The organism is Vibrio sp. Evd11 (genome assembly GCF_900382755.1).
GTDB lineage: Bacteria > Pseudomonadota > Gammaproteobacteria > Enterobacterales > Vibrionaceae > Vibrio > Vibrio lentus.
The window spans coordinates 135,611-149,221 of record NZ_OSDX01000002.1; the positions used below are offsets into that span (position 1 = coordinate 135,611).

Consider the following 13,611-nt stretch of genomic DNA (forward strand, 5'->3'; position numbering starts at 1 on the left):
TTAGCGAACGAGTCGCATCTCACGTTCAGCTTCTGTTAGAGAAGCTAGGAATGAATCACGTTCAAATACGCGGTTCATGTAAATCTTAAGCTCTTTAGAACCAGGACCAATCAGTTCGATACCAAGCTCAGGTAAACGCCATAGTAGCGGAGCAAGGTAGCAATCAATTAGGCTAAACTCTTCGCTCATGAAGTATTCATACTCAGCGAAGATAGGAGCAAGAGTCAGTAGGTCGTTGCGCAGTTTAACGCGAGCAGCTTCTGATTCTTCAGCGTTGCCTTTAACGATCTTCTCTGCAACTGAATACCAGTTGCGCTCAATGCGGTACATCATTAGACGGCTATTACCACGAGCAACCGGGTAAACAGGCATCAATGGTGGATGAGGGAAACGCTCATCTAGATATTCCATGATGATCTTTGAGTCATATAGAGCAAGCTCACGATCAACAAGGGTAGGTACTGATTTGTACGGGTTCAGTTCAACAAGCTCTGCTGGTAGATTTTTTTCATCTACTAACTCAACTTCAACACTTACGCCTTTTTCAGCAAGAACAATGCGCACCTGATGGCTATACATATCAGAAGCACTTGAGAAAAGAGTCATTACAGAACGTTTATTGGCAGCTACAGCCATGGAGCCCTCCAGTACACTTTAAATAAAAACAATGGAGGCCTAAAGCCTCCATTGAACATTAACATAATTTGGGAATTAGCACGGTATTATAGCACAATTAGTGCACATCACGCCAATACTCTTTCTTCAGTAAAATCACAATGATAGTGAAGATTACTAAGAAGGCCATTACCCACCAACCCATAGCGTGGCGTTCAAGCTGTACTGGGTCACCCGAGTAAACGAGGAAGTTAACAAGATCGCGAACCGCGTTGTCATACTCACCAGTGCTCAATTCACCAGAACCGTCAGTTTCAGTACCAACAACAACTTTAACTTCCTCACCATCTACCATGTGAGTATCGTAGATTGGCGTTGGGATACCTTGCAGCTCTTCCAAAACATGCGGCATACCAACACTTGGGAAAACAATGTTGTTCACACCAAATGGACGAGACGGATCTTCATAGAAAGTACGAAGGTACGTGTATAGCCAATCTGCGCCACGAACACGAGCAACCAATGTTAGATCTGGTGGTGGAGCACCAAACCAGCTAGCTGCTTGGTCAGAAGGCATAGCGTTAACCATCAAGCTACCAATTTTCACTTCAGGATCGAAGATTAGGTTTTCCTTCATTAGGTCTAAAGGAATCTCTAAATCATTCGCAACACGCTCATAGCGTTGGTACTGCGTTGAGTGACAAGCGAAACAGTAGTTCATGAACATCTTAGCGCCATTTTGCAATGAAGCTTTGTCTGTTAAATCATTGTTTGCTTTGTCTAATGGTACGCCTGCACCCGCTGCCATCGCTAGAGACGGCAACATAGCAAATAAAATTACAATCCACTTTTTCATTTGAATGTCACCCTTTCTGGTAATGGTTTCGTCGCTTCATTTTTACTGTAGAACCACAGCAGAACGAAGAACATGAAATAACCTAAGCTAAAGATTTGAGCCAGTAATGTGTATGTTGGCGTTGCTGGAAGCGCACCAAGGACACCAAGCGCAATAAAGCTTATTGTGAATTGGATGATGTTAATCAAATGCAGTTTGCTACGGTAACGGTAAGAACGCACTTTACAACGGTCGAACCATGGCAGTAGGAATAGCACAACAATAGACGCACCCATTGCAACGACACCCAGTAGCTTATCTGGAACAGCACGTAGTACCGCGTAAAACGGCGTGAAGTACCAAACTGGAGCGATGTGCTCAGGTGTTTTCAGTGGGTTTGCAGCTTCAAAGTTAGGCGGCTCAAGGAAGTACCCACCCATCTCTGGGTTAAAGAACAGCACGTAACAGAACAAGAATAGGAAACCAGCAACACCTACCATATCTTTCACCGTCCCGTATGGGTGGAAAGGAATAGAGTCGATGATGTCGTATTTCTTAGTGTAATCCTTGTGGAATGGGAACTGAGTCTTGTAGTCGTCGCCCATAGTGCCTTTAGGAAGCTTAGTCTCGATACCGTCAGGGTTATTCGAACCAACTTCGTGCAGCGCTAGTACGTGAAGTACGATAAGCAGCAAGAGTACAATTGGTAGAGCGATAACGTGCAGTGCGAAGAAACGGTTCAGCGTTGCACCTGAGATGATGTAGTCACCACGGATCCAAAGCGTTAGGTCATCACCAATAACTGGAATTGCACCAAACAGAGATATGATTACCTGAGCACCCCAGTAAGACATTTGACCCCATGGTAGTAAGTAACCCATGAAAGCTTCAGCCATAAGCACTAAGAAGATCAACATACCGAAGATCCAAAGTAGCTCACGAGGTTTTTGGTAAGAACCGTAGATTAGACCACGGAACATATGCAAGTAGATAACCACGAAGAACGCAGAAGCGCCAGTCGAGTGCATGTAACGCAGTAACCAACCGTATTCCACATCACGCATGATGTATTCAACAGAAGCAAACGCACCTTCACCAGATGGCACGTAGTTCATTGTTAACCAGATACCCGTAAGGATTTGGTTAACCAGGACCAACATTGCCAAAGAACCGAAAAGGTACCAAAAGTTAAAGTTCTTAGGCATTGGGTATTCAGATAAGTGCTTTTTGTAAGCATTCATCGCGGGTAGACGTTTTTCTACCCAATCAAGCAATCCTTGCATTATGCGTCTCCCTCGTCGACACCGATCATGATCTTCGTGTCACTCAAATACATATGCTTTGGTACAACAAGGTTCAATGGAGCCGGTACGCCTTGGAATACTCGACCAGCCATATCAAACTTTGAACCATGACAAGGACAGAAGAAACCAGACTTAACGCCCTGAACCTGTTCTGCGAAAGAATCTGGCAGGTAAGTTGGAGAACAACCTAAGTGTGTACAGAAACCAACAGCAACGAAGAATTCCGGCTTAATCGAACGGAACTCGTTCTGTGCGTAGTCTGGTTGTTGTTCAGTCTCAGATTGAGGGTCACGAAGTTGACCACCGATCGCTTTTAGGTTCTCTAGTACCGATTCAGCTCGGCGTACAACCCATACAGGTTTACCTTGCCACTCGACACGAACCATTTGTCCTGGTTCTAACTTGTTGACTTCCACTTCCACCGGCGCGCCCGCAGCTTTCGCTTTGGCACTCGGGTTCCATGATTTAATAAAAGGTACGGCTACAGCAGCTGCTCCCAAACCACCAACAACGGCTGTTGTTGCGGTTAAGAAACGCCTGCGACCGTTATTTAAAGGCGCGTTGCTCATCCAAACATTCTCCCATTTGCTCCTTATAGATTGAAATAATTCCGATTAAAGAGCATGGCTAACAAAATATGTATTTAGTTCTATTTATTGACGGCAAATGATAAATAAAACCCTACTTTTTGACAAGATAAAGCTACCTTTTTGTAACAATCATGAGGCAAAGCGCACATTGGGTTACAAAAGCTTTCAAAATATAAGAATTTGGGAATAAAACGAGGAGGGAAAAGCGTTTAGCGGGGACCAGAAAGACAAAAAGCCCGGCATATAGCCGAGCTTTGAACCACAATTCCAGTAATAAAACTGGTCGCGTGTATTTTTCGGTAAGGAAAAATTAACGCTTAGAGAATTGAGGTTTACGACGTGCTTTACGTAGACCAACTTTCTTACGTTCAACGCAACGAGCGTCACGCGTAACATAGCCAGCTGCACGTAGAGCAGGACGTAGAGTTTCATCGTATTCCATAAGAGCACGAGTGATACCGTGGCGGATTGCGCCAGCTTGACCTGAAATACCACCACCAGAAACAGTGATGTAAAGGTCAAGTTTCTCAGTTAGTTCAACTAGCTCAAGAGGTTGCTTAACAACCATACGAGAAGTTGGACGACCGAAGTAAACATCAAGGCTACGCTTGTTGATTACGATCTCACCAGAGCCTGGTTTGATGAAAACACGAGCTGCTGAGCTTTTGCGACGACCAGTGCCGTAGTATTGATTCTCTGCCATTGTCTTAATCCCCAATTAGATGTCTAGTACTTGTGGTTGTTGAGCAACATGGTTGTGCTCAGTACCAGCGTATACTTTAAGCTTACGGTACATCGCGCGGCCTAGAGGACCACGAGGAAGCATACCTTTAACTGCTAGTTCAAGAACCATTTCTGGTTTCTTAGCAATTAGCTTTTCAAAAGTGATAGTCTTAAGACCACCTGGGAACTCAGAGTGACGGTAGTAAACCTTACCCTTAGCTTTGTTACCAGTCACAGCAACTTTCTCAGCGTTAACAACGATGATGTAATCACCAGTGTCTACGTGAGGAGTGTATTCTGCTTTGTGCTTGCCGCGTAGGCGAGAAGCGATTTCACTTGCTAGACGGCCAAGAGTTTTGCCTTCAGCGTCTACAACATACCAGTCGCGTTTTACAGTTTCTGGTTTAGCAACGAAAGTTTTCATGCTAATAATTACCTATTTAAAAAATTTACACTTAAGGAATACTCGCGTATTCCCACTGTCTAAGAGTTACCATTCATCACCCCTTCGAGTGTTGGAAAACTCTTGGCATAACGTGATTTTACTCATCGCTAGAGGCCCGCAGTAACGGTAGGTCGCAGGATTATAGAGAAGAGCGAAGAAAAAATCACCTCTTTTTGAACAAAATCACGATTTTTTTAATTCTCTTTCGTATTCGAGATAATAAGAGCTAAATTAAGTGTTCTTTTGCCAAATATTCATGGCTCTGCATTTCGATTAAACGCGACTGACAACGTTTAAACTCAAACTCTAGCTGACCATTGGTGTACAATTTTTCTAACTCAACTTCCGCTGAAATTATTAATTTCACGTGGCGCTCATAAAACTCATCGACTAACGCAATAAAGCGCCTCGCCGCATCGTCTGACGTCGCCCCCATCTGTAAAACATCCGCTAATAAAACCGTGTGGTAAACCTTAGACAGTTCGATGTAATCATTCTGACTACGAGCTGACTGACAAAGTTGTGCAAAAGTACCATGCAACACCCCATCACTCGCTTCAATGACATCCAATTGGCGATGGTTGACTTCGATCTGCTTGAGCTTCTCTTTATCTTCACCGACCAACTGCGCGTAGTATTTCTCTAGATTGATATTGGCTTGGTTATCTAATGGGTAATGATAGATCTCAGCTTGCTCTAAGGTTCTCAGTCGGTAATCAATACCGCTGTCTACATTAAGGATGTGACAGTTTTCTTGAATCAGCTTAATCGCAGGTAAAAAGCGTGCACGCTGTAAGCCATTACGATACAGATCTGCAGGTGGGATATTAGAAGTAGCCACCAAGATAACGTTACGCGCAAAGAGCTCTTGGAACAAAGTCCCTAAGATCATGGCGTCTGTAATGTCTGAAACAAAGAACTCATCGAAACAGATAATGTCGGCTTCTTGCTTTAGTTTGTCAGCCACTAGCGGTAACGGGTCACTCACATTACCGAGCGCTTTCAGCTCATCATGAACTCGATACATAAAGCGGTGAAAGTGAACTCGCATTTTTTTTGTGGTCGGTAAGGCTTCGTAAAACGTATCCATTAGATAAGTTTTGCCACGCCCTACACCGCCCCAAAAATAGAGGCCTTTGGGAGGCGTTGGCAACTCGGGCTTTTTACCTAGCAACTTCTGGAATCGCGTAAGTTGAGGAACAGGGGTATTCATGTAATCTTGGAATTGATGAAAGAGTTCATCTAAAGATTTAACTGCTTGCTCTTGTGCTGGATCTCTTTGAAATCCATGTTCTTTTATATCTTGTTCGTATTTTTTAACGGGATTCATGACGACATTTCCACAATGAAAGCGATATCAGACAGCGAAGAAAAATGTGCCCAAACAGCACGAGAGATTGTTTGATGCGATGAATAAAGCAACACTAAACTGCTATCCAGCGCACACGCATTTCTCTTTATACTGCGGCTTTCTCATAGTACCATGGAGCCGTATCACGTGTAACTAAGCAGTAACAAACATGTTAAAAAACAATAATAAGGAGCTGTTATGCCTTGGATGTATGCCGTTGCCGGTTTACTAGTCGGAGTTATCTTAGGGGTCGCTATTTCTCGTCTCATGACGCCTGAATACAAAAAACAAAAGAACGTACAAAAAGAATTAGATAGTGCAAAGTTTGCCCTTGAACAGCAACGACAAGAACTTGCTGACCACTTTGCTAAATCAGCAGAAATGTTAGATACCTTAGGTAAGGACTACACAAAGCTGTATCAACACATGGAAAAAACGAGCTCAGAGCTGATTCCTAATCTGCCAGAGCAAGACAACCCGTTTGTCAAAACAGCCGCTGCCCATTCGGATAAGACGCAAGACAAGCCCTCAACTAAAGAGGCCGCTCTTGAGGAACAACCAAAAGACTACGCTAATGGTGCAACTGGTTTATTTAAAGAACAGAAGAAAGAAATCATTGATGCTCCTGATGTAGTCACAGCAAAAGCATCGTAAACATTTAACACTTCTTGAACTTTACAAAGGTTTTTGAGTCATAACTTTCACTCAGGTCATTTGAAACTTCTCATACTTATTAAACGTATAAGAGGGTTAAGACCTTAACTAGAGAGGAGCTTATGATGAAAAAACCTTTGCTTGCTTTATCAGTACTGACTTTAAGCTTAAGTTCAATCATCACCCCAATTCAAGCAACCGCCGCACTGCCGTTAAGTGTGGGTAATGAACAATTACCGAGCCTGGCTCCTATGCTTGAACAAGTGACCCCCGCTGTGGTTAGTATTGCCGTTGAAGGCAAACAGGTACAACGTCAGCAAATCCCTGAACAATTCCAATTCTTTTTCGGCCCTGAACAAACACGAGAGCGCCCATTCCGCGGCTTAGGCTCTGGTGTCATCATTGATGCTAAAAAAGGCCATATCGTCACCAACTATCACGTTATAAATGGCGCTGACGATATCAAAGTGAAACTGCATGATGGTCGAGAGTACGATGCCGAGCTGATCGGTGGCGACCAGATGTCTGATATCGCATTGCTCAAATTAGAGAAAGCCAAAAATCTTACCCAGATAAAAGTCGCAGATTCAGACAAACTCAGAGTCGGCGATTTCAGTGTCGCTATCGGCAATCCATTTGGACTTGGCCAAACCGTGACATCCGGTATCGTTTCAGCGTTAGGCCGTAGCGGTCTCAATCTAGAGAACTTCGAAAACTTCATTCAAACCGATGCCGCGATTAACAGTGGTAACTCTGGAGGTGCATTAGTGAATCTTAACGGTGAACTGATTGGTATCAACACGGCTATCCTAGGCCCTAACGGAGGCAATGTCGGCATTGGCTTTGCAATTCCATCCAATATGATGAAGAACCTGACAGAACAGATCCTCGATTTCGGTGAAGTGAAACGCGGCATGCTAGGTGTGCAAGGTGGAGAAGTCACTTCTGAACTCGCTGAAGCACTCGGGTATGAATCAAGCAAAGGGGCGTTTGTTAGCCAAATTGTCCCTGATAGCGCAGCAGACAAAGCCGGTTTAAAAGCGGGGGACATTATTGTCTCTATTAATGGCAAGCGCATTGACACCTTTAGTGAGCTCAGAGCAAAAGTGGCTACATTAGGCGCAGGCAAGCAGATCGAACTCGGCGTTATCCGCGATGGAAAAAGCAAAAACTTTGATGTAACCCTTGGCGAATCTACCAATAGCAAAACGCAAGCTGAAAAACTCCACGAAGGGCTCGCTGGCGCTGAGCTAACCAACACCAACGAGAGTGATGTTGCTACAGGTGTGAAAGTGTCGAGCGTTGCTCAAGGCTCTCCGGCTGAAGCCTATCAGCTTCTAAAAGATGACATCATCATTGGAGTCAATCGCCAAACAGTCAAAAACCTAGCGCAATTTAGAGATATTCTAGAGAAGCAACCGGGTGTATTGGCGCTCAACATCCAACGAGGCGACCGGACCATCTACCTTGTGATTCGATAACCATTCATCACAATGTTTAAAGGGAGGCGAAGTAGGTTTGATTGAAACTTACTCAGCTTCCCTTTTCTTTAGATGAATCAAAATGCTATGCTTCACTCGTAATTAAGTCGTCCATCCATCGGTGGAGGCTTCACACCTTACTTGTTGAAGAGGGAAACATGCTGTCCTTTCTATTTCGTTCTATTTCCCTTGGACTCGTTTCAGCGGCGCTTATTCTTCTCGCATTTCCGAGCTTAAGGCCAGCGATTGTTGCTGACGTCACTGGCCCTAAAGTCGATAATATCGGCTCTCTTCAGATTTCATTTAACCAAGCTGTACGCCGCGCGGCACCCGCAGTGGTCAATATCTATAGCCGTAAATACGCAGAAAGCGATCGCAACAAGCTGCTGACTCAAGGTTTGGGTTCAGGGGTGATTGTCAGCGAAAAAGGCTACATCATTACCAATTTCCACGTGGTGGCTCAGGCTGACCAAATCGTGGTTGCCTTACAAGATGGACGTGTAGCCGCCGCACAGTTAGTCGGCTCAGATAAACGCACCGATATCGCAATACTTCGAGTCAGTGGTGACAACTTACCAGTGATTCCACTGAACCAAGATTACACAGCCAATGTAGGTGATGTGGTACTGGCTATCGGCAACCCATACAACCTAGGTCAAACGACGACCTTTGGTATTATCTCGGCAACCGGCCGCTCTTCAATCAGTGCAGATGGTCATCAAGCGTTTATTCAAACCGATGCGGCAATCAATGAAGGTAATTCTGGTGGCGCTCTTGTTAACTCACAAGGCGAGTTAGTCGGCATTAATACCGCCTCTTTCCAACAAGCAACCGATATGGAAACCTACGGTATTTCGTTTGCTATCCCCTACCCACTTGCCAATAAAATCATGCAAAAAATCATCGCTGATGGTCGTGTAATTCGTGGTTACATCGGCATTGATGGGCAAGATATTAACTCAGTGACATCACGTTTACTGGGTAATAAGAACATTGGTGGCATCGTAGTACTGGGTATTGACCCGAACGGTCCAGCAGCCGATGCAGGCTTTGAAGCACAAGATATCATTGTCAGCGTCAACAACACCCAAGTTAATGGCCGCCAAAGCGTTATGGACATTGTTACCGACCTGCGCCCAGGTACGGTGATCGATGTGGGTATTTTACGCCAAGGTAAAAACAAAACTCTGAAAGTGACGATTGCCGAAGATACACGCTTGTAGGTTTAACATTACCGGCGCGATTCAAACCGCCAACGTACACATATAAAAATACAGATACAAAAAAACCCAGCTCTCAGGCTGGGTTTTCTTTTATCTAATCATCTTATCTAATCAAGATAGCAAACGTCTCTACGATTCGCTAGGGTCATCGATATCGATGCGAGTCACTCGCTGCAACCCTCTCGGCAGTAAACCACCACGACGACCACGTTCCCCACGGAAGTTTTCAAGGTCCGCAGGTTTCAAGCCAAGCTTGCGTTTACCCGCGTAAATAGTCAGCGTTGCATTCTCTGGAATAGCCATCAGATGCGAGACAAACTCTTCACGCTCTTTTGCTTTTGCAGAAGGAATATTGATGATCTTGTTACCCTTACCTTTGCTCAACTGAGGTAGGTCTTTAATCGGGAACAACAACATACGACCTTGATTAGTAATCGCCAGAATCTGGTTAGAGTCCAAGTCAGCTATCGGGCTTGGCAACATCACTTCAGAAGCTTGTGGCAAGTTAACCAGCGCTTTACCGCTCTTGTTCTTAGACAGCAGATCGCTACCTTTACAAACAAAACCATAACCCGCATCAGAACCGACTAACCACAGCTGTTCATTCTCTCCCATCACCACTTGGCGAATAGAAGTACCAGGGCTGACGTTCAAGCGGCCTGTAATTGGCTCACCTTGGCTTCGCGCCGATGGCAGTGAGTGAGATTCAAGGGAGTAGCTTCGGCCATCACTGCCGAGGAACACCGCTTGTTGGTTACTCTTACCCTTAGTGCTTGCTAAGAATTTATCACCTGATTTGTAGTTCAAACCTTCAGCGTCAACTTCATGCCCTTTAGCATGACGAATCCAACCTTTCTCAGACAACACAACCGTAATTGGTTCGCTTGGTACTAAGTCACGTTCTGTTAGCGCTTTCGCTTCAGCACGCTCAATCAACGGTGAACGACGATCATCGCCGTATTTATCTGCATCTGCTTGGATTTCTTTTTTGATCAGCGTATTCAAACGACGCTCTGAACCGAGTAGCTTTTCAAGCTTTTCTCGTTCAGCTTCAAGCTCTTCTTGCTCAGCTCGAATCTTAAATTCTTCTAACTTAGCTAAGTTACGAAGTTTAATATCGAGTATCGCATTGGCTTGAATTTCAGAAATGTTGAAACGGTTAATCAAAACAGGACATGGTTCGTCTTCTGTTCTAATGATTTCAATCACTTCATCAATATTTAGATAAGCGGCAAGTAAGCCTTCTAAGATGTGCAAACGTGCCAGTACTTTATCTAAACGGTACTGCAAACGACGACGAACGGTCGTGCGACGGAACTCAATCCACTCTTTCAGGATTTGAACTAAGCCTTTAACTTGAGGACGGTTATCTAAACCAATCATGTTCAAGTTAACGCGAAAGTTTTTCTCTAAATCCGTCGACGCGAATAAGTGACTCATCAGTTGGTCACAGTCGATACGGTTTGAACGAGGAACCACGACGATACGCGTTGGATTCTCGTGATCTGATTCATCACGCAGATCGTCAACCATAGGCAGCTTCTTAGCGCGCATCTGGTTAGCAATTTGCTCAAGTAACTTCGCACCTGACACTTGATGAGGTAAAGACGTGATAACGATATCAGAGCCTTCCTTGTGCCATACCGCGCGCATCTTGATGCTGCCACGGCCTGTACGGTAGATCTTTTCGATGTCCGACTTCGGCGAAATAATTTCAGCTTCTGTCGGGTAATCTGGGCCTTGAATAAAACCCATCACATCTGGAAGTTCTGCTTTCGGCGTATCAATCAAATGAATCGCCGCATTCGCTACTTCACGCACGTTGTGTGGCGGAATATCGGTCGCCATACCTACCGCGATACCAGTAATACCGTTCAACAAAATATGAGGAAGACGAGCAGGCAACATTTGTGGCTCTTTCATCGTGCCATCAAAGTTTGGTTGCCAATCAACGGTGCCCTGACCCAATTCACCCAGCAGGACTTCAGCAAACTTTGACAGTTTTGCTTCGGTATAACGCATCGCAGCGAACGATTTCGGGTCATCGGGCGCACCCCAGTTACCTTGACCATCAACCAATGGGTAGCGGTAAGAAAAAGGCTGTGCCATCAACACCATTGCTTCGTAACAAGCAGAGTCACCGTGTGGGTGATACTTACCTAACACGTCACCAACGGTACGAGCTGATTTTTTATATTTCGATGAAGCAGATAAGCCCAACTCAGACATCGCATAGATAATACGACGTTGTACTGGCTTCAAGCCATCACCGATATAAGGCAATGCACGATCCATAATCACGTACATTGAGTAATTTAAATAGGCATCTTCGGTGAACTTGCGCATTGGCAACTGTTCAACGCCATCATATGTAATTTCGTTAGACATCCATTATACCTCGGCCATATCACCGTTAGTCTGTAGCCATGTACGGCGATCATCTGCACGTTTCTTACCAAGCAGCATGTCCATCATCTCGTTGGTCGCGTCGTTGTCATCAATAGTTAACTGAACAAGACGACGAGTATTTGGATCCATAGTAGTTTCACGTAACTGAAGTGGGTTCATTTCACCCAGACCTTTAAATCGTTGCACGTTGATTTTGGCTTTCTTCTGCGATAATCGCTCAAGCACACCATCTTTCTCTGAGTCATCGAGTGCGTAGAACACTTCTTTACCGCAATCGATACGATACAGAGGAGGCATTGCCACATAGATATGACCCGCTTCAACCAAAGCATGGAAATGACGAGTAAATAGTGCACATAGCAGTGTCGCGATATGAAGACCATCCGAGTCCGCATCGGCAAGGATACAGATCTTACCGTAACGCAGGCCTGACAAATCATCGTTATCTGGGTCGATACCCAGAGCAACCGAGATATCATGTACTTCTTGTGAAGCCAATACTTGGTCTGCTGACACTTCCCACGTATTTAGGATCTTACCGCGAAGTGGCATAACCGCTTGGAACTCACGGTCACGAGCTTGTTTAGCAGAACCACCCGCCGAGTCCCCTTCCACGAAGAAGATTTCGGTACGGCTTAAATCTTGAACTGAACAGTCGGTTAGCTTACCCGGCAGTGCTGGACCAGAAGCAATCTTTTTACGTACAACCTTTTTGCTTGCACGCATACGACGATGTGCGTTAGCAATACACGCTTCTGCAAGTAATTCTGCTAGTTGAGGCTTTTCATTCAGCCACAAGCTGAAAGCATCCTTCACTACACCAGAAACAAACGCAGCAGTTTGACGAGAAGATAAACGCTCTTTTGTTTGCCCTGCAAATTGTGGATCTTGCATCTTCACAGATAGAACGTAAGAACAACGGTCAAAGATGTCATCACCCGTCAACTTAACGCCACGAGGGAGAAGATTACGGAACTCACAGAACTCACGCATTGCATCAAGCAGACCCTGTCGAAGACCGTTTACGTGTGTACCACCTTGCTTAGTTGGTACTAAGTTCACGTAACTTTCGGTGATCATATCACCGCCTTCTGGCTGCCAAATGATCGCCCAGTTCGCCATTTCCGTTTCAGCAACGAATTCGCCAACATAAGGTTCTTCAGGCAGTAAGGTATAACCTTTTACACCTTCTGCAAGGTAGTCTTTTAGACCGTCTTCGTAGAACCATTTATGTTCTTCACCGCCAACTTTATCGACAAAGGTAATTTCTAAACCCGGGCAAAGTACAGCTTTCGCGCGCAGGTTATTGATAAGACGTAAAACTGAAAACTTAGAGCTATCGAAGTATTTTGGATCGGGCCAGAAATGCACCGTAGTACCGGTATTACGGTGACCACAAGTACCCGTCACGGTCAGTTCAGTCACTGCATGACCGCCCTCAAGGGCTATCTCATGAACTTGACCATCACGACGAACTGTTACTTCAACACGTTTTGAAAGTGCGTTTACGACCGAGATACCTACCCCGTGCAAACCACCTGAAAACTTATAGTTGTTGTTTGAGAATTTACCGCCTGAGTGGAGCTTAGTTAAAATCAGCTCAACACCCGAGATCCCTTTTTCAGGATGGATATCAACCGGCATACCACGTCCGTCATCGGTAACTTCTAACGATTGATCAGCATGAAGCACAACTTTAATTTTCTTAGCGTGTCCCGCTAGTGCTTCATCGACCGAGTTATCAATGACTTCTTGGGCAAGGTGGTTAGGTCTTTCTGTCTCGGTGTACATTCCCGGGCGGTGTCGCACGGGATCGAGACCTTCAAGTACCTCGAGGTCTTTTGCATTATATTGTTCAGTCATAATACGGAGTTTACTCAAAAAGTTTGCGTCAGTTCGCAGGCTCTAGTTTCACTAAAGCAAAATTATCACTATGAACCTTCATAGTAGAGCGAACGAGCGAAGTATTGGGGAATATAGT

Annotated in this window: 12 protein-coding genes; 3 read left to right on the plus strand and 9 right to left on the minus strand. The window is 44.9% G+C overall.

The annotated features are described in order from the left end of the window. From sspA to zapE, 7 genes are all read right to left on the minus strand, one after another. Window positions 1-636 (minus strand): stringent starvation protein SspA, encoded by a 636-nt coding sequence (sspA, locus tag ED652_RS01390; protein WP_009848943.1) that lies wholly within the window; start codon window positions 634-636, stop codon window positions 1-3. A gap of 97 nt (window positions 637-733) precedes the next feature. Further along, on the minus strand, window positions 734-1,471 hold the full coding sequence (locus tag ED652_RS01395) for a cytochrome c1 (RefSeq protein WP_017106828.1): 738 nt from the start codon (window positions 1,469-1,471) through the stop codon (window positions 734-736). Further along, on the minus strand, window positions 1,468-2,733 hold the full coding sequence (locus tag ED652_RS01400) for a cytochrome bc complex cytochrome b subunit (protein ID WP_009848941.1): 1,266 nt from the start codon (window positions 2,731-2,733) through the stop codon (window positions 1,468-1,470). Before ED652_RS01400 ends, ED652_RS01395 begins: the two co-directional genes overlap by 4 nt. Then, a complete protein-coding gene (petA, locus tag ED652_RS01405) occupies window positions 2,733-3,323 on the minus strand; it encodes a ubiquinol-cytochrome c reductase iron-sulfur subunit (protein ID WP_102298433.1) in 591 nt (196 codons plus the stop codon). The genes ED652_RS01400 and petA overlap by 1 nt, the downstream gene beginning before the upstream one ends. 331 nt (window positions 3,324-3,654) lie before the next feature. Next, window positions 3,655-4,047, minus strand: coding sequence for a 30S ribosomal protein S9 (rpsI, locus tag ED652_RS01410; RefSeq protein ID WP_004740758.1), 393 nt, complete (start codon window positions 4,045-4,047; stop codon window positions 3,655-3,657). A 15-nt stretch (window positions 4,048-4,062) separates the two neighbouring features. Beyond that, on the minus strand, window positions 4,063-4,491 hold the full coding sequence (gene rplM, locus ED652_RS01415) for a 50S ribosomal protein L13 (RefSeq protein WP_010434689.1): 429 nt from the start codon (window positions 4,489-4,491) through the stop codon (window positions 4,063-4,065). Between the two features lie 247 nt (window positions 4,492-4,738). Then, window positions 4,739-5,842 carry a cell division protein ZapE gene (zapE, locus tag ED652_RS01420; RefSeq protein ID WP_017109289.1) on the minus strand — a complete coding sequence of 368 codons (1,104 nt, stop codon included), beginning with the start codon at window positions 5,840-5,842 and terminating at the stop codon, window positions 4,739-4,741. A 219-nt stretch (window positions 5,843-6,061) separates the two neighbouring features. Here zapE and zapG point away from each other — a divergent pair, with 219 nt between their 5' ends. The 3 genes from zapG (at window position 6,062) to degS (ending at window position 9,221) form a co-directional block, all read left to right on the plus strand. Then, a complete protein-coding gene (gene zapG, locus ED652_RS01425; protein WP_017109290.1) occupies window positions 6,062-6,517 on the plus strand; it encodes a Z-ring associated protein ZapG in 456 nt (151 codons plus the stop codon). A 125-nt stretch (window positions 6,518-6,642) separates the two neighbouring features. Further along, window positions 6,643-7,998: a Do family serine endopeptidase gene (locus tag ED652_RS01430; protein ID WP_102281947.1), complete on the plus strand. Its 1,356-nt coding sequence runs from the start codon at window positions 6,643-6,645 to the stop codon at window positions 7,996-7,998. 158 nt (window positions 7,999-8,156) lie between these two features. Further along, window positions 8,157-9,221, plus strand: a complete 1,065-nt coding sequence (degS, locus tag ED652_RS01435) for an outer membrane-stress sensor serine endopeptidase DegS (RefSeq protein ID WP_122053260.1) — start codon at window positions 8,157-8,159, stop codon at window positions 9,219-9,221. A 129-nt stretch (window positions 9,222-9,350) separates the two neighbouring features. Here the strand turns inward: degS and parC are convergent, their stop codons facing one another. Then, window positions 9,351-11,609, minus strand: coding sequence for a DNA topoisomerase IV subunit A (gene parC / locus ED652_RS01440; protein ID WP_122053261.1), 2,259 nt, complete (start codon window positions 11,607-11,609; stop codon window positions 9,351-9,353). A 3-nt stretch (window positions 11,610-11,612) separates the two neighbouring features. After that, entirely contained in the window at window positions 11,613-13,493 is a 1,881-nt protein-coding gene (gene parE / locus ED652_RS01445; protein WP_102466727.1) for a DNA topoisomerase IV subunit B, read from the minus strand. Window positions 13,494-13,611 lie beyond the last annotated feature (118 nt).